The following is a 20,236-nucleotide window of genomic DNA, read 5'->3' as shown; positions in this document are numbered from 1 at the left end:
TAGGTTCACTCTGAAAAACAAATGTTTCAGTTAAAGAGCTTAAGTCAACAACACTCATATGCGGATCAACTTCCATCATCATCACATCGGGAAGTGTTGCTATATCGCGCCAGGTCACCTGAATTTTACGCTGTACAGGCAAATAACCATCTTTATTAAAATTAACTACTATCCAACCACCGCCATTTAAGGCCAAATCAAATTGGCCGCTTAAGCGGCTTAGTGTACTGCCAAACTCTGGTTTTTCATGAATGGTTACTGTGACTCCGGCAAGTGGATTACCTTGGGCATCTAAAACCTTACCGCGCACTACACTCACCAAGGAAGGATCAATTGTTTCTACAGCCACATCGGTTTGGATAGGATTGGTGCCGGTGTATAAAAATTCAGTTTCTTCAACGGCAGAAACAGGAATTGTTTCTTCTAATGGAGGCGCTACCTCTTCGGGTTCTGGAGGAACAACCACACCTTCAACACATCTTTCGACGCCCTCATCCACATTCCCATCACAATTATTATCAACAGCATCACAGTTTTCTAAAACAAGAGGGTTGATTTGAGCGTCATAATCATTGCAATCATCCCCATTTAAAACTGTCCCTGCTGGCGCGTTACACGCGCTTACTACTTGTAAATCATCTCCATAGCCATCCTGATCGCCGTCTACATAAAAGTAAGAAGCATCCACCGCATCTTCATCAATCTGCGCATCACAATCATTATCCAGCTCATCACACACTTCACTGGCACCGGGATAAATTTCACTATTGGCATCATCACAATCGCCATCGTTGGGCGAAAAACCATCCCCATCACTATCTGCCGGTGGGCACGCTAAATCACTGCCATTACAATCCTGATCAATCCCATCGCCGCAGATTTCATCGGCCGGAATACAAGGTGGTTCGGCATAAGTTAAAGTACTGTTTGCTCCCACAATTACTTCTTGAGCTTCTATATGTCCTTCAAACTGAACACCGGAATTGAGTGCAATAAGATCATACGCAGAAAAAATGGTTCCTTTAAAAATTACATTATTCCCAAGATAACTATAATTTGTCAGCACCAACTGGTTTAAATAATTAATGGCCTGATTAATACTGGTGTAATTAAAGTAAGGGTCTCGTGTGCGTGTTTGATAAATAACAAATTGATGGGGTAAAACGGACGGGGCCAAAATAACGCGCGAGTTTTGTAAAAACTGAAACGTATCGCCGATAATAAGAGTGCTTTCGGCATCAATAATTAAACGAGCCCCGGTATTAAGCCGCAAACGATTGATATGATAAGTTCCACCTGTTAAATGAAGCTGTCCATTTTTTTGAACCAAAACATCGGTGTATGAACCGGGCGAAAGATTTTGCGTAAGGCCTGCAGCAACAGTAAACGATGTGCCACCCGCTTGATAAGTTTGCGTGGGGATATTTTGCGCAAAATCACCCGATGCCGGATTAATACGCGCTCCATCAATAATGACAGCGGGCTTTACAATAAGCGTTCCATCGTATTCAACATTACCCAAAATATGAGATTCGCGCTGGATTAAAACATCGTTATTAGCAAGAAGATGCTCGTCGACTGTATTAAATGCCCCAACAATAATATCACCGGAGGAACTGAGGCTTCCATCTACAACATGAACATTCTTTTTAAGCCAGGTACCGTTTGTAGAATAAATAAGAGGTGAAGCAAAAAGAAGATTGGGGAAAAGAAAAGCGAGAAACAAAATCCATAAATGACGCATGCTACCTCCAATACATTTCCCCCTTTGCTTATTTTGTAGTGAATGTTTTTTAAGAACACAAATAAAATACGAGAACTATCAAAAATAATTGGGAGGCAGCGCGTTAAAAAGACAAAATGCTGGATATAAAATTATCCAAAAAATCAAATGGGACTTCTTTTACCCATATGCCTAATATCTACGCCCTTCACCATAAAGATAATTTCTTCGGCAATGTTAGTAGCGTGATCGGCAATGCGTTCTAAGTGACGGGCAATTTGCATGCAGCGTGTACCGCGTACAATACTTTCAGGGTCACTTTTCATTTTATCGATAATTTTTTCCTGAACGCTCCACTTCTTTTTATCTACCGTGTCATCCATTTTACAAACATCAACAGCTGCATCGGTATCGCGGTTTACAAAAGCATCCAAAGCCAGCTTCACCATTTTAAGGGTATCATCGGCCATAGCCGGGAAATCGCCCAAAACATCGAGAGGATTATCCTGATTTAAATAACGGATGTGCTTGGCAATACTCTCGGCCAAATCACCCATGCGTTCCAAATCGGAAGCAATGCGGAAACCAATGGTAATAAAACGTAAATCAGACGCTGCCGGCTGGTGCAGAGCTAAAAGCTTAAGACACGCTTCATTGATATCAATTTCAATTTGATTTACGTTGGATTCACGCACTTTTACGGCATCGCAATAAGTAGAATCCCGCTTCTCAAGAGCCTTCATATCGTCCCGAAGCATTTCCTCTACCAAGCTTCCCATGCGAAGAATAAGTTCTTTTAAATGCTGCAAATCTTTTTCGTATTGTTTATCGGTATGGTCCATATTATCCAAACCTCCCTGTGATGTATTCCTCAGTTTTCTTTTCCTGAGGGTTAGTAAAAAGTTTTCCGGTATCGTTATATTCGATCAGTTCACCCAAGAGTAAAAAGGCCGTTCTATCCGAAACGCGTGCTGCCTGTTGCATGCTGTGAGTAACAATGATGATAGTATAATCCTTTTTTAAATCATGAATCAACGCTTCAATTTTGGCTGTTGCAATAGGGTCTAATGCCGAGCATGGCTCGTCCATTAAAACAATTTCGGGCTGGTTGGCAATAGCACGCGCAATACATAAACGCTGCATCTGACCACCCGATAAGCCCAAAGCATTATCGTTTAAGCGATCTTTTACTTCATCCCATAAAGCCGCTGCTCTTAAACTTTTTTCAACGGTTTCATCTAAAAAATCTTTTCTCTTTTCACCGGCTATTCTTAGTCCAAATACTACATTTTCATAAATTGATTTGGGGAAAGGGTTAGATTTTTGAAACACCATCCCAATTCGACGACGCAGAGAAATGACATCGAGATTAGGATTAAAAATACTTTGACCATGAAAATGGATATCGCCGTCGTGACTTGTGCCATCTACTAAATCATTCATGCGGTTAATACTGCGCAAAAGCGTTGATTTGCCGCAACCCGAAGGACCAATTAAAGCCGTCACTTTGCGCGCCCCAATCTGCATGGTTATATTTTTTAGGGTCACTTTGTCGCCGTAAGAAAACGAAAAATCAATCACGTTTAAAATTGGTTCATTAGAAGGCACTGCTGGCATATTTCCTCCGTAACTTTTCACGAATATAAATGGCCCCGATATTTAAACAGACAACGGTGGCAATTAAAAAAAGTGTAGTTGCAAACACCATGGGCTGTACCGCCTCGGAATCGGGAGATTGAAAACCCAAATCGTAGATATGAAAACCCAAATGCATAAATTTTTGATCGAAATGAAAATAGGGGAAAATACCGTTGATGGGTAATGTAGGTGCAAGTTTTACTACCCCCACAAGCATAAGAGGAGCAACCTCACCTGCCCCACGGGCCATTGCTAAAATCATCCCTGTTAAAATACCAGGGGCCGATGCCGGCAAAATAACGCGTGCAATCGTTTGCCACTTAGAAGCCCCGCAACCAAAGCTCGCTTCACGTAATGGCTGTCCCACACCCGATAAGGCTTCCTCGGTAGCAACAATAACAACTGGCAATGTTAATAGAGCAAGTGTTAAAGACGACCACAACATACCACCAGTTCCAAAAGTGGGTGTTGGCAGTTTTTCCCAAAAAAACAATTCATCAATAGAAGATCCCACCGTATACACAAAAAAGCCCAACCCAAAAACACCAAATACAATAGACGGTACACCGGCCAGATTATTAACAGCAATTCTAACCAAACGTAAAAAGAAGCCCTGTTTGGCATATTCTTTAAGATAAATAGCCGCCATCACTCCAAAGGGTGTTGTAAAAATACACATGAGGAGCGTCATCACAAAAGTTCCAAAGAGAGCCGGAAAGATACCGCCTTCGGTATTGGCCTCACGCGGGTCTTCGGTTAAAAAATGCCAGCCATTTTGAACAAACAGGATACCTTTGGAAAAAATACCTAATTGATTAGGATAGTAGTAATGCAAAACCTGCCCCATGTTTAAACTAACAGACTCTCCCGAAACAAGTTTTATTGTAAGTTTGTTTTCGTTTTGTTTGGCACGTAATTCACGGGCCTTATCAGCCAACTTTTTATAATCGGCATTGAGTTCAAGCTCATTTTTTTCAAAATCTTTTATTTTAAATAGCACTTCCGGATTACTGGCTGCCTTTTCTTCAACAACCTTCTTTTTAGAACGGATTTTCTCTAGTTCAGTATTGATGGCACCAATCTTAATTTTTTCAATATCACGGATTTCATCCCAACGGTCATTTACTTCATCGGTAAGATCCGATAATTTATCTTCAAAATTTTGCGCCGACACCAAAATTTCATCGCCGTTTATTAAATTAATTTTTTGAGGATAGCCCAAAGCATTCCCATATTCCAGACGTTCTATTTTGATAATTCCTGCCGGTTTTTCCTTTTTTACAATATCGTTTTGATCGATATAAACAAAACTTTCACCATAAGTATCTTTATTGCCCGTATAAAATTGAATTTCTTTTTCGGGCTTTTCTACACCTTCAGTTTGAATTCGTTTTTCACGATCACGCGTAATTTCGCCACCAATAATATTACCAGACCGAAAACTTGATCCTTCCTTAAGAGTAGCTACCACAACATCACGTGGCCAAAACGATTGCATGCCTTTTACAAAAACAAGAGCCAAAAGAAGCGTCACCATCACAATACCCACTACAAGACCAAGCCCTGTAAACCAAACCAGAGGCTCACCCGGTGATCGAATTGATTTTAATTTTTTACTATCAACCATACGCGCTATTAAAAAAATTAAAGCATTTTATACTTTTTTCTAATAATTTGCCGCATCACATCGGCAATTGTGTTCACCACAAAAGTCATTATAAACAAAACAAAGGCTCCTAAATATAAGGTACGATACAAAGTACCCTGAAAAGGCGCTTCGGGTAGTTCTACAGCTAAATTAGCCGATAGAGTCCGCATGCCCGAAAAAATATTCCAATCCATAATGGGTGTATTGCCTGTGGCCATAAGCACAATCATGGTTTCACCCACAGCCCGTCCAAAACCAATCATAATGGCCGAAAAAATTCCTGCCGAAGCTGCAGGCAGCACAACTTTCCAGGCCGTTTGCCAACGGCTTGCACCGCATGCCAGAGAAGCAGAACGCAGTGAACGCGGCACATTACTTAAAGAATCGTCGGTAATCGTAAAAATAAGCGGAATAACCGCAAAGCCCATAATAAAACCAACAACAAGGCTATTACGCTGCTCAAAAGTAAGGCCTGTAACCTCTACCCACCATTTTCTAAAATCGGCTATTTTTTCTCCGGTGTGGGCATCGTGTACATAAAAAATAAGATGTTCTAAAACAGGGCCCAAATTCCACGCAATAATACCACCTATAATCACGACCGGGATTAACAGAAAAACTTCATTTCCTTGTTTAAGCCACGATCTTTTTTCAACAGGCAGTTTAGACCAAAAATATCCCCAGCCCATGGCAATAAAAGGTAACAATAAAACCACCATCACAAGCGACGGCACCCTCGCTTCTACAAGGGGCGCTAACCACAAGGCAGCCAAAAAGCCCAAAATAACAGATGGAAGTGAGGCCATAATTTCAAGAGTGGGTTTTATAAATGCTCTAAAACGGGGATGTAGAAATTCGGAGGTATAAACGGCAGCCAAAAGCGCAATGGGAACGGCAAAAAGAAGCGCATAAAAAGTCCCTTTTAAAGTACCCACAATTAAAGGTACTAACGAAAGCTTTGCTTCAAACGAATCACTACCTCCCGAAGATTGCCACGTATATCCAGGTTCGTTGGCTCCTTCGTACCATATTTTTCCAAAAAATGCTCTCCATCCACCTTCAGGATGAGGATCTTTTAGGCGGTACACCGTTAACACACTTTTATCATCTAGCATCAGAAGTTTGTCATATTTAGTGGATAATGAAGCTATTTTTACTTTTCTGTCAGGAATATATTTTTCAAGCCTAATCTGTTCAGTTGTTGCGTAACGAAGCGAGAGATGATGCTCCCCCGATAACAAAAGTGCTTTATTACGCAAACTTTTAGAAAAAGAAGTAAACAACGATGGTAGCTTATCAAAATTTTTGGTTTGCACAAAAAGGCGCTTATTTTCTCCTTTGGGAATTAAAAGAGAATAGATTACATGAGAGCCATCTTCAGATACAAATGACAATGAAACACCTCCTAAAATAAATTCCATCGAACTCACGGCACGCTGACTTTGATTTTCAAACGGAACAAATTTTTGGATAAGTGAAAAGGAATGATCATTTTTCTGAAAATAAAAAACATGCCCCTCTTTTGTAAGAATCACCAAAATATCACCTGTAGCGCTAAGCCTAATTTTATCGGGTGTTCCTTCAAGATTTGCCGTTAAATTATCATGCGAAGCCACTTCAAGCTCACCCTCCGACATAAGACTTTGTGAGCGGCTTAAATTAACAGTTTCAACACTAATAGAACCATTTTGTTTAGATATAAAAGCCACGGTGGGCTCATCGCTACTCCAACCAAAAGACAAATCGACAATATCCTGACTTAAAATTCCTCCCATGGGATAAAGCGCAGAATAGTCAACACTACTTATAATACTGCGTTTTTCACCGTTGTATTGGGCTTCGTAGATAATTTTACTAATAAAAAACTCGCCAGTGGAAGTAAGATGTAAAAACGACTGACTCTCATTATCGTAAGAAGTTTTAATAATATTACCTGTAAAGCCTTCGGGGGCCAAAACCTTTGAAGTAACCTTTCCTGTCTCGCTATCTAAAAATAGAATTTTATTTAGCCCCACCAATAAAAAAGGCTTTTCTCCCCATTCGTCGGCACCCAGTGTTGTGTAAGAGGCTTGAGGAAGAGTATAAGAATATAAACGCTTAATAGATGCGCCTTTAAAAAGAGGTAAAATCTGGAAAAAAATAAAAAGAAAAATTCCAAGAACGGCGGCAATAAGGCCTAAACCACCCACTTTGATAAAATGCGACATGAACCGATCAATTAAGATAACTTTTTTAGAGGGGGTGAATCGGTTTTGTTGCATAGTTATACCCTTTTTAGCCATAAAACCGAAATATCCAAGAAAAAAATTCATTTCATGTTAGCTGCAAAAGTAGGGGTAAAAAGCAAATTCCCACGGGCCTTTATAAGGCCCGTGGGAACTAAATAAAAGGAGAAAAACAAGCTTATTTAAGCTTGGTCATTTCTTTTTCTACAATGGAAGCCGGCAAAGCATAATAACCATCTTTTATGGTGATTTCCTGCCCTTGTTTAGACAAGGTGTATTTTAAGAATTCTTTTATTAACACATCCATTGAACCTGTAGGTTTCTTGTTGAAGTAAACATACAAGAAACGAGAGATTCCATAGCTGCCATTTAAAGCTGTGGTGCTGCTAGGCTCTACACAACCTTTACCGGCATCAATTTTAATGGCCTTTACATCAGAAGTTTTATAACCAATGCCCGAGTAACCAATGCCACCCAAGTCGCTGGCTACACCTTGCACAACGGAGGAAGAGCCCGGTTGTTCTTTAACGGTTGGCTTATAATCGCCTTTGCTTAAAACATGTTCTTTAAAGTAACCGTAGGTACCCGAAGCAGAGTTACGGCCATAAAGAGAAATAGGCTTATCTTTCCAAACGCCGGTCGCACCTACATCACCCCATTTTTCGGCAGGTTGTCCACCTCTTTTATAGGTAGACGAAAAAATGGAATCAACCTGGGTTAAGGTTAAACATTCGATCGGATTATCTTTATTAACAAAAACACCTAAAGAATCCACAGCCACCTTAATCTCGGTTGGCTTATAACCAAACTTATTGGAAAATTGATCCATTTCGGTGGATTTCATTTCGCGGCTCATGGGTCCTAATTGGGAAGTCCCTTCAATTAAAGCAGGGGGAGCAGTAGAAGAACCCTTTCCTTCAATTTGAATATTCACATTGGGATAAACGGCTTTAAAGCCTTCGGCCCAAAAAGTCATAAGATTATTGAGCGAGTCAGAACCAACACTGTTTAAATTGCCCGAAACACCCGATACACTGGCGTAAGGAGCAATAGCAGCATCCACAGAAGAAGTCTCGGCTTGAACACCCCCCGCAAGGGTTAATCCCAGAACCAGACACGCTGCTTTAAGATTATTTTTTATCATAGTTACCTCGGTAGTTATTAAAAGTTTAACAGAACACGGAAGATTTTAATCTTCCGTGTTCTGTCTTCAATACTATTTAAGCATTAAAAGAACAACTGTAACTGCGCACGTACCCGATGATCAGTCTGATCCTGGTGGAAACCGGGATTAAAACTGGTAAACATCGATTTAGCTTGATTAGTACCATTATGTACTAACGCGCTATTGATCAACATACCATAGTCAGCAGTAAGCTTTAAGTTATGGCCTCTAAAATAATAATTGACGGCACCGCCAGCTTCGTAACCATTGGTCACGCCTGTGGCTTTAGGAATAACACCGGCAAAACGGCCCACCACTTCAAATTTTTCAGGGATAATGAAGTAGCCTGCTTGACCACTAAATCCCAAAAGGGTGGCATCAGCGTCTGTGTCACGAGCAAAGTAGCCAGCTCCAAATGCCGAAAAGTTTTTATACATGTACGCAATATCACCGGTTGTTGCGATAATTTTATCGCCACCACCGTTTGAATCGGCTGCATTGTAATCAACAGCAGCGCCCACGGCTAACTGGTGATCTTCGGGGTGTTTTACCGCACCAAAGGTGTAACCATGATTACCTAAGATGTTATACACCACACGGCCACCAAACAGGAAATCGTTGTTCTGATTGGTTTTATTGCGGTTTAAACCTTCGTTGGTCATGAATACGCCGTATTCCAATTTCTTTTCAAAAGCCTTACCGTGAATCCACACACCCATATCACGTTCGTGGGTGAACACTTCGTTGGCAATGGTGTAACCGATAAACTGCTGTTCGGTATCACTGGTTAACTCTTCACGGTTAAAGAGGGGTTTAGCCTGCCCTACCATGATGTTAAGCTGTTCGTTATATTTATAGTTTAAGTAAGCATCGCGTAAGCTGTTCACAAAAGCGTCATTGTCTTTTACCGCGTTATCCCGACCACCAATAGCTTCATATTGAAACTTATAGGTCAAATCTTCCGTGAAGGCATTACCGCTAAAAATCAAACGAGCACGTCTGATTTGAAAAGTATTGGTATCTTCCCCGCCTTCGATGGATAAGAATTGATATTGAGGTTGTAAGTGAACGTTGAATTTCAATTTAAATTCACCGTCACAGGTTTTTAAATAAAATCCCTTGTCATACCCTACTTTATCGCAGGCCGGTGGAGTGCCATTGGCATGGGCCTTACCTGCGATGCCTGCCAGTAATACCAGCAAGACTAACATTTTTAATGTTTGTTTCATTTCATTCTCCTTAGAGCCTGTTCGTCTGCCGCAGGTAGATGTTACAGGCTCTTATCCCCGAAGCCCGGAGGGCGGAGCGGGATAAGATTCCATCTGTCGACAGATTCAGGCTTTTCTTGTCAATTAGGTTTTACGGCCCCCTGGCCGTAAAATTAAACAGGATTCGGTGGCGAATTTTCCGTTTAACTTGTGTGACGAAATAGAATGAAGAGGAGAATTTAAGATGACATCTTTGTGACAAGTTTGTGACACTACCTGAAGAAGTTCACAAAGGGAGGGTAAAGTAAAAACGTGTTCCTTGGGAAATAACACTATCAACCCCTACGCTCCCCCCAAGACGGGTAACCAGGTGTTTTACAATGGAAAGCCCCAGGCCCGTTCCTTCAATCTGACGGCTTCTAGCCTTATCTACCCTAAAGAAACGCTCAAAAACCCGCTCGGCATCCTCCTTGGGAATACCCATACCAGTATCGCTGACCCCGATTTCAATATAACCATCTTTTTGATGGCTTGTAATTGTTAAAGAGCCCTCTTCGCGGTTATACTTGATCCCATTATCAATAAGGTTACCCAAAATCTGGCGTAAACTTTGAGGATCGGTGTGAAGGTGAGAAACAGTATTATCCAGGGAAAGCTTAAAAGTAATTTTACGCTGCGCCGCTTTTTCCTTATATAGTTGCAGCAAATCTTCCATAAATTTTTTAAGTTCAATTTTTTGTATATGGTATTCGTCTTTGCCCGATTCAATTCGGGATAATTCCAAAATATCATCCACCAATTCTTTAAGATGATTGGCATTGCGGACAATTTTATCCATGAATGACAGGCGGGTTTTTTCATCTTGATGAGCCCCATCCTGCAAAGTTTCAGCATAGCCTAAAATACTGGTAAGCGGGGTTTTAAGTTCGTGTGATACATTGGCCACAAATTCGCGTCTCATATTTTCCAGTTTTTGATGTTCCGATACATCGTAAAGAACCATCACAACGCCCGGTTGTTCATTATCGGCAAGCAAGGGAGATACATGCACAACAAACACATAATCTCTTTTATGAATGGTTAAATTTACTTCTTCCTGATGATAATTACCCGAAACTAAAGTTTTATCTATAAGGCCTTCCAAAACAGGATAACGGATAGATTCAATAAGACTTTTATTGTGATAGTTTTCGGGGGCACCAAGCATCCGGATACCAGCCGGGTTCATCAGTAAAATTCTTTTTGCTGTGTCTACCACCACCACCCCTTCCATCATGGCATTCAGTACAGTTAAAAGACGATTTTTTTCTGCTGAAATAGAATGCTTTTGTTCATCCAAACGGCGGGCCATTTCGTTGATAGAATCTATCATTTCTCCCAATTCATCATCGTTTGTTTTTATAAGCCGTTCGGTAAAATCACCTTTTGAAATCTGACGCGACACACGCGTCATATTTTTAAGAAGAGAACTCATGGATCGCGAAAGAAAAAATGCCAGAATACCCACTAAAACAAAGGATACACAGTAAGAAAATAGAACCATCCCCTTCATTTGAAGGAGCGTTTCATCAACACTATCCATAGAGCGAGCAAGACGAATATAGCCATGGTCAGTTTTAAGAGCCACATACAACATATTCATTTTTGCAGTTTCGGAATAACGCATCGAAAAACCATAGGGCATGGAAAGTGATTCTTTTATTTCGGGACGTAAAATATGATTTTCAAGCGCAGAAAGTTTATCTGTATCAACAAAACTATCGCCAATAACTCTCCCTTCCTTATCAACAACCGTGAGTCTTGCTTTCATATTGAAAGCCATTTTATCAACCCAGGCATCCATAAAACTTTCATTCCAATTTTCTGGAGGGATATCCTTAATGAGCGAATTAATTAAATTCAACTCTTCTAAAAGACTTTCTTTTTCCTGATTAATAATAAGTTGCTTAAAACGAGGAGAAACGAAGATACCAAACAACAAAAGACTTGTGAGGATTACAAGAACAAAGGCCAAAAAGAGTTTAGTGTGAATTTTAAGTTTCACGGTTTCTCTTTAAACTTATAGCCTACCCCACGGATGGTTTCAATATAATCTCCAGCAGAAAGAAGTTTTTGGCGCAAACGTTTAATATGGGTATCTACCGTGCGTGTAGTCAGTTCGGCATCATAGCCCCAAACTTTATCGAGCAAAACATCACGGGTGGCCACACGCCCCTTGTTTGCCAGTAAAAACTCAAGAAGCCTAAATTCAACAGCGGTCAGTTTAACATCTGTTTTACCAACCAAAACTTCAAATTTATCAGGATCGACCTTAAGGTTACCAAAGGAATAAGTTACAGAAGAATTGAGAGGAACCTTTTTCTTTTTAACACGTCTTAACAAGGCTTTCGACCGCAACATCAGCTCACGTGGGCTAAAGGGCTTGGTCATGTAGTCTTCAGCACCCACTTCAAAACCCACTACTTTATCAATCTCTTCGCCTTTAGCCGTAAGAATAATCACCGGGATATTTTGAGTATCTTCCTCACTCTTTAAAACCCGGCACACATTAATACCTCCCATATCAGGAAGCATAAGGTCTAATATAATGAGATCAGGAAGCCACTTTTTAGCTTTCTTTAGGCCCTCAAGCCCGCTGCCTATAGCAGCTACTTCAAAATGTTCCTGCTTGAAATTATATTCGAGCATCTCGGCAATATCTTTGTCATCTTCAATAATCAGTATTTTCATGGTTTTCCTAGATAGTTACTCAAGGTGACATCTGTGTGTCAATTTCGTTAAATTACTAAGAAGTTCACAAAAGTATAGCCTTAAATTCGGCCTCATCCAGCGTTTTTACCCCCAATTTTTGCGCGTCCGTATACTTGGAACCGGGGTTTTCTCCCACCACCACATAGTGGGTTTTCTTGCTCACCGAGCCTGTCACCTTACCACCACGAGCTTCAATTTCCTTTTTAGCATCATTACGGGAGAACCCTTGTAATTCACCTGTCAGCACAAAAGTTTGCCCCTCGAGGGTGCGGGATTTTATTTTTGATTCGTAAAACGGCATGACTCCACGCTCAAAAAAGAGCTGTATCAATTTTTTGTTACGCGGCGTTGCTAAAAAATCAACAATGTTCTGAGCCACAATAGGGCCAATACCGCTAATATTTTGGATCTCCTCTAAAGAAGCACCTGACAATTTATCTATTGTTCCAAAATTTTCAGCTAAAAGAGATGCCGTCTCCTCACCCACATTCCGTATACCTAAAGCATAGATAAAACGGTTTAAAGAACGCCTCTTGCTCTCGGCAATACCGGCAAGAAGATTATCTGCTTTTTTATCTTTAAATCCTTCAAGGGTAAGCAATTGTTCTTTTGTAAGGAGATAAAGATCCGCCGCCGATTCAACCATTTTTTGTCTTACCAATAAATCGACTGTTTCTTTACCTAGCCCTTCAATGTCCATCGCATTTTTAGAAGCATAATGAATGATGGACCATTTAAGCTGCGCCAAGCATGTGTAACCACCGCTACACAAATAAAAGGCGCCTTCTTGTGTTACTTTCGATGCACACACTGGGCATACTGAGGGCATTGTAAAAACAGGGGCATCAGGATTTTTTCTTTTTAATACCTCTACCACTTCAGGAATCACATCTCCGGCTCGTGCTACCTTAACCGTATCACCAGCGCGTACTCCCAACTTATTGATAATATCCAGATTATGAAGAGAAGCGCGAGAAACCGTCACCCCACCCACATCTACCGGTTTAAGAAGAGCTACGGGCGTTAAGGTTCCCTGACGTCCTACCTGGAGTACAATATCAAAAAGCTCTGTGACACTTTGACGAGGTTCAAATTTATACGCAAAAGCAAAACGGGGTGAACGGCTTTTATAGCCCAAATGTTTTTGAAGAGCGATATCGTCTACCTTCACCACAATACCATCAATTTCAAAATCCAAATCATCCCGCTTTTCATCCAACTCTTTATGAAATTCTTTTACTTCATCAAGCGACGCACAAGTACGCACTAAATCGGTTACTTTAAAACCCCAGTTCTTGAGAGCTTGAATGGTACCACTTTGAGTTTTAGGCAAAGTTCCCGTTGTATGGATAATATCGTAAAAATAAGCATCGAGTGGACGCGAGGCTGTGAGCGATGAATCAAGCTGGCGAAGCGATCCGCTTGCCGCATTACGAGGATTAGCAAAGGGTTCGTCGCCCTCCTCTACTAATTTTTTATTGAGTTTTTCAAAACCCTGAATAGGAAGCAAAACTTCTGCTTTTACTGAAAGTATATCTGGAGGATTTTTATCGTTAATTTTAAGTGGTATAGAACGAATAGTTTTCACGTTCTCGGTAACATCTTCACCCCACTCTCCATCGCCTCTTGTTCCGGCATTTTTAAAAATTCCCTTTTCGTAAATAATCTCTAGCGACAAGCCATCAAATTTGGGTTCAGCCAGGTATGTAATCGATTCTCGTTCGCTCTCTTTTTTCATCCGGGCTTCAAAGGCTTCCACCTCGGATATTTCAAACAAAGAATCCAAACTTAAAAGTGGGACTTTATGATGAAATTTTTTAAAGCCTTCTAGTGGTTTTCCAGCAACACGCTGTGTAGGTGAATCGGGCGTAACAAATTGAGGATGCGCTTCCTCGAGGGCTTTTAATTCTTTATAAAGTTTGTCGTACTCAGCATCGGCAATGGAAGGTTTATCCAGTACGTAATAGGAATAATCATGCTGGGATATTTGGTGACGTAGTTCTTCCAGACGCTTGATGATAGTGGGAAACATAAATTGTTATTGGCATAACAAAAGCTTCAAATCAATCAGATACAAATAAAAAAGGCGCCCATTGGGGCGCCTTTTTTATTTCAATACATTAAAAGCTTACTCTTTTTTAAGAAGAGTAATTTCCACACGACGGTTTTGCTGACGACCGTCTGGATTATCTTTTCCATCCGTTGTTTCATTAGGAGCAACGGGTTCGTTTTCACCAAAAGTGGAAACAATGATTTTGTCGCTAGGTACGCCTTTGGCCACTAAGGCCTTGGCTACTGCTTTAGCACGACGAATCGACAAGTTGTCGTTATAGGCATTGGAACCTTTAGAATCGGTATGACCAGCAACCGAGAGCTTCACATAAACATCTTTATGAGCCTTCCAGTAGTTGGCAATACGATCAATATTGGTATCGTATTCAGGATAATACTGATCACGATCAAACGGGAACAATACTTTTTCTTTAATAGCTGCAGCTGGTTTCTTTTTATGTTTGCCAAAAGAATAAGAAATGCTGGTAAATCCGCGGAAATCGGGAGAACCATAACCACCGGTAATACCGCGGCTAGCTCCTACGTTTAACACCAAACTTTCATCCATCCATTTCTTTTGGATAACACCCAAGGCTTCCACGGGTGTGGTAATTTCTTCACTGTAAAATTCCTTGTACTTGGTTGATCCTTTTACTTCCGCAATAATGTTCCAGTCATGTTCTTTGGAAAGAGGACGCTGATAACCCACACCGTAGGTCATCTCGTGATTAATTCCCAAGTTAGAAATAGCTTCTTTATCACGAAAATTGGTGCCTAAGTTAGCATACAAACGATTATCGCCAAATTTCCAGTCACCAGCTAAAGTAGCACCACCGCTTAAGCCGTCATCACCAATATAGTTAGTGCCATAACCGCTGGGAATTTTTACTTCGGGAATAAGAGCTAAACCCAAATGACTTGCTGTTTGCTCGGCATCCCAGATACGGATAGGTAGGTTTACCACAATATCACCCATTCCACCAAAACCCTGATCACGGTTTGCAATAAATACAGGGGCAACATTGGTATATAAATGAACAGGTACGTCTACGTTAATATTGAGCCAGTCGGCTAAGCCATATCCAACTAATATATCGCTGGTCATAACGCCATCAACCAAGCCACGCACGCGGTTAGTAACGGCACTACCTACTTCCAGAGGGTTAACCACGTAATTTAAACCCAAGCCATAAGTAAATCGACCTTTAGGGAGTAAATCGGAAGTATAAAGAGTGTAACCTTCTACCTGACCCGTACCAGGACGAAATGTTTGCACATTCAAAGCCTGTGCACTGGAAGAAACAAGAACTAAAGCAAAAAACAGCAAATATATTTTTTTCATAGAAGCCTCACATAATTATTAAATGGGAAAACAAAAGACTGGATGGGTATGTATAAAAGATGCTCCACTTTGGCAACTGTTTATTTAGTATCTGACAAAGAAAATTGTGCCTTTTTTGCACAATTTTCTTTGATTAGAGACTTATCCCGCCTTATTGGGATTATGTTTTCTTGCGAAATACAACCTTTAGTGGCACCCGGTGAAAATCGAATATTTCACGGAGTTTATTGATAAAGTAACGACGATAAGAAAAATGAATTTGAGCGGGCCTGTCGGAAAAAACTAAAAAAGTGGGAGGCTTGACTGCTTTTTGGGTAATATACAGTAAATTGACATCATGACCATGATAAACAGGCATAACATGTTGTTTTATAATATTATGTAGGGCATTATTGAGAGCCGAGGTTGAAATATTTTTAGTATATTCATCATACACTGACCCTACGGTTTGAAAAAGCTTATCAAGTCCATAACCTGTTTGGGCCGAAATAACAATTGAGGGAATAAAATCGGCAAAGCGAAATTTACGGCTTAATACACTTAATATTTCCTCTTTGGTTGTTTGTTTTTGAGCCAAATCCCACTTGTTAATAAGAACAATGAGCGCTTTCCCCTGCTTTAAAGCCTCTCCGGCAATATGAGCATCCTGCTCTCCAATACCGGAAACCGCATCCACTACTAAAAGCACCACATCGGCTTTTTCAATAGTATCCAGCGCCTTGATAACCGAATATTTTTCAATTTTGTCGTCTATGCGCCCTCGCCGTCTAATGCCCGCCGTATCCACAATTGTAAAAATACGGTCATCTTTTTTAAGGGTAGCAGAAATTGGGTCACGGGTAGTGCCAGGCGTATCATCTGTAACGGCCCTGTCTTCCCCCAGCATACGGTTAAGCAAGGTGGATTTACCCGCATTAGGCCTACCCACCAGCGCCAATTTGATTGTACCCTCAGGAAGAACTTCGGGTTCAGGCTGCTTAAGGGCTTTAATTTGAGAAACCAGCTCGTCTAAAAACTCGGAAATACCACGCCCTGTTTCGGCCGAAATGGGCATCATGGGTTTAATACCTATTTTATAAAATTCGGAAAAAAGAGCTTCGGTTGATTCGGTATCTACCTTGTTCACTACAATAATTTTTGGTTTTTTGGTTTTACGCGCAAGCTTAATCCACTCTTCATCGGCAGGCGTCATACCACTTCTGACATCCAGAACAAACAACACCACATCGGCCATTTCTAGGGCACTAAAAGCTTTTTCGGTAACTTTTTGTTGAATTTTATCCGGGCTATTTAGCTCTAGTCCACCGGCATCAATTAAACCAAAAGTAACTCCTGTCCAATCTACACGCTCAATATGTAAATCACGTGTAAGCCCAGGCTCATCATACACCAGCGCCTTGCGGTACCCTACCAGCCGGTTAAATAAAGACGACTTGCCCACATTAGGGCGTCCAATGAGCGCCACCAAGGGGCGATATGAAGCGTAAAAATCAGTCATGGATTTTTTTTGGTTATAATTTCGCTGGCCTTATACTTGGCCTGAGCTTGTTTAGTGAGGGTACCGGCAAACTTTTTTTGCAATTCCTCAAATTCTTTCTGATCACTCTCTATATCTTTTTTAACACTTTCACTTAATATATCTCGCGTTTTCGCATTAAGATAACGCCTGTCTCTAAAGCGCATCCAGGCTAAAACAGCCGTGGCTATAACAACTATCACAATAAAAAGATAGAACATAATCACCCTTAGCTAGCCGGAATTTCGGGCTCTATAACGGCCATAAGAGCCTTCTGAATGCCCGTAATTTTGGCCTTTGATGTAATTTTATGTCCAAAAATATCCTTCACATAAAAGACATCGGTTGCCTGCTCTACTTTGGTTGAAATTTTAGAAACCTCTACATAACAACCCTGATCGTAAAGAGTGCGACTGATATCGTACAGAAGGCCCAAACGGTCGTGTGCATAAATATCGATTACCGTGGAATATGCCGATACATCGTTGTCTACCACCACCTTCGTTTTAGCCTTTTGCACCTGTTTCTTCTTGAGATAATCGGGGATATTGCGTTTTTCAAGCAGGCTTTCTACTTTCACACGGCCACTAATAACCTCACCCAGACTTAATTTTACCTCTTTAAAAAGAGTATCGTTGTGAATCATCCCCCCTTTCTCATCGGTAATTTTAAGAATAATGAGTAAATGTCCATCCCGTGTGGGAAAAATATCGGCCCTTAAAATATTGATGGAATAAGCAAGCATTACACCTGTAACCAAATAAAAAACTTTAGGTGAATTTAGCGAATCTATTAATATTTCGTTTACGCCTTCCTCTTTAATAGGAATTTGTTTTACTGTAACTTCATCTTTTAACTCATCATTAAACAGTAAAAAATGCTTGATGGCCTCATCCGGCGTATGAATAACAAAATAACGAGGCGGCATCTGGTCTAAGAAATAATCCACTTTTAAAACAGGATAATGCACTAAAAGAGCTTCTCTTAATCTTTCTTTTCCCTGACTCACATGCAAACGTGAACTTTCCGGCGAAAAATCTCCTTTTAGAAGCACCTCGCGCGTTTTACGATATAGTTTTTCTAAGAGAGTTCCCTTCCAATCAGTCCAGGCTTCAGGACCCACGGCACGAATATCGCCCCAGGTAAGAAGAAAAAGCATGTTGAGATTATCCAATGTGCCCATGGAACGCGCAAAATTAATAATTAGATCTGGGTCTTCTATATCGCGGCGTTGAGATAAATGAGGCATGAGAAGATGCGATGTAATTAAAAAGTCGATCGCCTTCTTTTCTTCGTCGCTATAGTTAATACGGTCGGTAATTTTTTTGGCAATTTCTGCACCCTTTACCGAATGATTCCCGCCTTCGCCCTTACCAATATCGTGTAAAAAAAGCCCCAATGTAAGCAGTTCTGGCTGCTGCACTTCTTTTAAAATTTCCAGAAAAAAATCAAATTTACCGGCATAATCTCCAGCCACAAGCTTGGAAAGCTCATTCACAGCAAAAATTGAATGAGTGTCGATGGTATAAATATGATAAATATCGTGCTGTACACGGCAACGCAGCTTTTTAAATTCGGGCATCCATTCGTCTAAAAATTGAACATCATGCATTTCAAAAAAAGTAAGTCCCAAATTTTTGTACGAGTTGAGTAACTTGCGAAACGCCTCAATATTATCGGGGTTGGTTCTAAAGGCATTATCAAGCTTGGCACTTTTAAGCCGCACCACTTCTTTTGTTTCGGGATGGATAGACATCCCCAAAGTTTGAACATGATAAAAAAGCGTCATGAGCGCTTTTGGATTTTCATCAAAAACAGCGGTATTTTTAGCCGCAATATGAGCATCTACAATGCGAAAATCATCATCAATTTTACGCGAAGTAACACGTCGTACCAGGCTTGTGACCATATTATCACGATGTTCAATACGACGGATAAGCGTATCCGTAATGGCCGATACCTGATAAGCATACTTGTAATAAGCCTGCATAAACCGTTCTACCAGTGGGATATCATCATCATTTTCAAAACCCATGTGGCGCGCCACATTTTCTTGTCTGTCAAAAGTAAGCTGATCGGTTTTACGCTTGGTTAAAAAATGTAATTCGTTGCGGATACGTAGTAAAAAAGAACGGGCCTCGCCTAACACATTGGTTTGATCAATAGTTAAATACTCTCTTTCAGATAACGAAGCAAAAGAACCATCTAAACCCAGTAATTTAGAAAGCCACTGACAGGTTTGTAAATCACGCAATCCGCCTGCACATTCCTTTACATTGGGTTCCAGCACAAAAACAGAAGCGCCGTTTTTACTCACTCGGTCTTTACGTTCACGCACCTTACTCTCTACCATTTTTTTTCTAACACTACCCGATTTAACCAAATTTAAAATTTCCTGGTTAAAATCTTCATAACGCTCGTTATCACCAGCCAAATAACGACGATCGAGCATGGATGTCATGATGGTTACATCTTCTAGAAACAGCTTTTTACAATCTCCTATTGTACGCGTGGCATATCCAACATCGAGTTTTAAATCCCACAAAATATAAAGCAGCTTTTCGGTGAGCATTTCAATATAGGCGCCCTTATTTTTAGGGTATAAAAAAAGAAGGTCGATATCGGAATATACATTCATTTCGCCACGGCCATAACCGCCTGTTGCCACAAGAGTGGCATAATCACCCTGATGCGTGGTTTTTCGCAGCACTTCTTTTTCAATAACTTTAAATAAACCAATAATCAGTTTATCGGTCATACGCGACAAGGCGCCCGTAACGTGTAAGGAATGATAATAGGCATCTTGCAGTTTTTTAACATTGGCACGACATTCTTCCAAATACGCAAGAGACGCCTCTTTCACGTCAACTCCATTCAAATTTAAATCGGGAATATAACGGTCAAAATCGCCAGGATGGAGTTCAATTTCAGATTGGTTTTGAGGTTCTAAAAGCATGATATGAAGGCC

General features: G+C 40.6%; 14 protein-coding genes. All 14 read right to left on the bottom strand.

The features are described from left to right. On the bottom strand, positions 1-1,744 hold a 1,744-nt coding region (locus tag K1X76_09920; GenBank protein MBX7149384.1), incomplete at its 3' end, for a carboxypeptidase regulatory-like domain-containing protein. 143 nt (positions 1,745-1,887) lie between these two features. Next, positions 1,888-2,565, bottom strand: coding sequence for a phosphate signaling complex protein PhoU (gene phoU / locus K1X76_09915; GenBank protein ID MBX7149383.1), 678 nt, complete (start codon positions 2,563-2,565; stop codon positions 1,888-1,890). A gap of 1 nt (position 2,566) precedes the next feature. Further along, positions 2,567-3,340 carry a phosphate ABC transporter ATP-binding protein PstB gene (pstB, locus tag K1X76_09910; GenBank protein MBX7149382.1) on the bottom strand — a complete coding sequence of 258 codons (774 nt, stop codon included), beginning with the start codon at positions 3,338-3,340 and terminating at the stop codon, positions 2,567-2,569. Then, a complete protein-coding gene (pstA, locus tag K1X76_09905; protein ID MBX7149381.1) occupies positions 3,321-4,988 on the bottom strand; it encodes a phosphate ABC transporter permease PstA in 1,668 nt (555 codons plus the stop codon). The genes pstB and pstA overlap by 20 nt, the downstream gene beginning before the upstream one ends. Before the next feature lie 17 nt (positions 4,989-5,005). Further along, positions 5,006-7,270, bottom strand: a complete 2,265-nt coding sequence (locus tag K1X76_09900) for an ABC transporter permease subunit (GenBank protein MBX7149380.1) — start codon at positions 7,268-7,270, stop codon at positions 5,006-5,008. 142 nt (positions 7,271-7,412) lie between these two features. After that, the gene (locus tag K1X76_09895) at positions 7,413-8,378 is read right to left on the bottom strand and encodes a PstS family phosphate ABC transporter substrate-binding protein (GenBank protein MBX7149379.1); all 966 of its coding nucleotides are present in this window, start codon (positions 8,376-8,378) and stop codon (positions 7,413-7,415) included. Between the two features lie 83 nt (positions 8,379-8,461). Continuing rightward, entirely contained in the window at positions 8,462-9,628 is a 1,167-nt protein-coding gene (locus tag K1X76_09890) for an OprO/OprP family phosphate-selective porin (protein ID MBX7149378.1), read from the bottom strand. Positions 9,629-9,893: 265 nt separating this feature from the next. Next, positions 9,894-11,651 carry a cell wall metabolism sensor histidine kinase WalK gene (locus K1X76_09885; protein MBX7149377.1) on the bottom strand — a complete coding sequence of 586 codons (1,758 nt, stop codon included), beginning with the start codon at positions 11,649-11,651 and terminating at the stop codon, positions 9,894-9,896. Then, positions 11,648-12,337, bottom strand: coding sequence for a response regulator transcription factor (locus tag K1X76_09880; GenBank protein ID MBX7149376.1), 690 nt, complete (start codon positions 12,335-12,337; stop codon positions 11,648-11,650). The genes K1X76_09885 and K1X76_09880 overlap by 4 nt, the downstream gene beginning before the upstream one ends. Before the next feature lie 64 nt (positions 12,338-12,401). Further along, positions 12,402-14,390: an NAD-dependent DNA ligase LigA gene (ligA, locus tag K1X76_09875; protein ID MBX7149375.1), complete on the bottom strand. Its 1,989-nt coding sequence runs from the start codon at positions 14,388-14,390 to the stop codon at positions 12,402-12,404. Between the two features lie 96 nt (positions 14,391-14,486). After that, entirely contained in the window at positions 14,487-14,978 is a 492-nt protein-coding gene (locus K1X76_09870; protein ID MBX7149374.1) for an OmpA family protein, read from the bottom strand. 934 nt (positions 14,979-15,912) lie between these two features. Beyond that, positions 15,913-17,250 carry a ribosome biogenesis GTPase Der gene (der, locus tag K1X76_09865; protein ID MBX7149373.1) on the bottom strand — a complete coding sequence of 446 codons (1,338 nt, stop codon included), beginning with the start codon at positions 17,248-17,250 and terminating at the stop codon, positions 15,913-15,915. Beyond that, complete coding sequence (locus tag K1X76_09860) at positions 17,247-17,489, bottom strand: hypothetical protein (protein ID MBX7149372.1); 243 nt, start codon at positions 17,487-17,489, stop codon at positions 17,247-17,249. Before K1X76_09860 ends, der begins: the two co-directional genes overlap by 4 nt. An 8-nt stretch (positions 17,490-17,497) precedes the next feature. Continuing rightward, the gene (gene glnD / locus K1X76_09855) at positions 17,498-20,224 is read right to left on the bottom strand and encodes a [protein-PII] uridylyltransferase (GenBank protein ID MBX7149371.1); all 2,727 of its coding nucleotides are present in this window, start codon (positions 20,222-20,224) and stop codon (positions 17,498-17,500) included. Positions 20,225-20,236 lie beyond the last annotated feature (12 nt).

Source organism: bacterium (assembly GCA_019695305.1).
Taxonomy (GTDB): Bacteria; UBA10199; UBA10199; order UBA10199; family JAIBAG01; genus JAIBAG01.
Note: the sequence above shows the minus strand (reverse complement) of the source record. Positions and strands in the feature narration are given on the sequence as shown.

Bases quoted from the DNA above. Each gene is read 5' to 3' on its own strand.
- phoU (MBX7149383.1), bottom strand. From the start codon at position 2,565: ATGGACCATACCGATAAACAATACGAAAAAGATTTGCAGCATTTAAAA.
- pstB (MBX7149382.1), bottom strand. From the start codon at position 3,340: ATGCCAGCAGTGCCTTCTAATGAACCAATTTTAAACGTGATTGATTTT.
- pstA (MBX7149381.1), bottom strand. From the start codon at position 4,988: ATGGTTGATAGTAAAAAATTAAAATCAATTCGATCACCGGGTGAGCCT.
- K1X76_09900 (MBX7149380.1), bottom strand. From the start codon at position 7,270: ATGCAACAAAACCGATTCACCCCCTCTAAAAAAGTTATCTTAATTGAT.
- K1X76_09895 (MBX7149379.1), bottom strand. From the start codon at position 8,378: ATGATAAAAAATAATCTTAAAGCAGCGTGTCTGGTTCTGGGATTAACC.
- K1X76_09890 (MBX7149378.1), bottom strand. From the start codon at position 9,628: ATGAAACAAACATTAAAAATGTTAGTCTTGCTGGTATTACTGGCAGGC.
- K1X76_09880 (MBX7149376.1), bottom strand. From the start codon at position 12,337: ATGAAAATACTGATTATTGAAGATGACAAAGATATTGCCGAGATGCTC.
- ligA (MBX7149375.1), bottom strand. From the start codon at position 14,390: ATGTTTCCCACTATCATCAAGCGTCTGGAAGAACTACGTCACCAAATA.
- K1X76_09870 (MBX7149374.1), bottom strand. From the start codon at position 14,978: ATGGATGAAAGTTTGGTGTTAAACGTAGGAGCTAGCCGCGGTATTACC.
- der (MBX7149373.1), bottom strand. From the start codon at position 17,250: ATGACTGATTTTTACGCTTCATATCGCCCCTTGGTGGCGCTCATTGGA.
- K1X76_09860 (MBX7149372.1), bottom strand. From the start codon at position 17,489: ATGTTCTATCTTTTTATTGTGATAGTTGTTATAGCCACGGCTGTTTTA.
- glnD (MBX7149371.1), bottom strand. From the start codon at position 20,224: ATGCTTTTAGAACCTCAAAACCAATCTGAAATTGAACTCCATCCTGGC.